The 576-nt window shown below is 47.7% G+C and carries 1 pseudogene; it reads left to right on the forward strand.

The features are described from left to right. Positions 1–78 precede the first annotated feature (78 nt). A pseudogene (locus ACTHUR_RS16415) lies at positions 79–576 on the forward strand (polynucleotide adenylyltransferase PcnB); the annotation flags it as partial.

Below are 576 nucleotides of genomic sequence, written 5' to 3' on the forward strand. Positions count from 1 at the left end.
TTCTACGGCAGGATATTGTGCAAAGGCTTAAGCCGGACAAGTTTCAGACGGCCTTTTTTATTGTGAAAAGAGCTGCTTATGTTAAAAAAATGGCTGCATAAAGTGTTGCCTAAAAAACACGTCAAGTCGTTGCCCGAAAAGGAAATTATCTCACTTGAGCAACATGGTATCCATGCGGATATGTTGAGCTTTGCCGCTGAGAAAATTGCTAAACGCCTGCATGAAACCGGTTTTCAGGCTTATGTTGTAGGGGGAGCCGTTCGGGATTTGTTGCTCGGGGTTGAGCCCAAAGATTTTGATATTGCAACCGATGCCACGCCGGAGCAAATCCGCAAAGTATTCCGCCGCAGCCGCATTATCGGCCGCCGCTTCCAAATCGTTCATGTGATGATCGGCCCTGAAACCATTGAAGTGACAACGTTCCGCGGCGGCGATAAGGTTCAGCAAAATGCGCAAGGCCGCATTATGAAGGACAATACTTACGGCAGCATTGAAGAAGATGCCATGCGTCGCGACTTTACTTGCAATGCGCTGTATTACGACCCGATTAAAGAGGAGATTTGGGACTTCCATCAG

The organism is Neisseria sp. P0021.S007 (assembly GCF_051956855.1).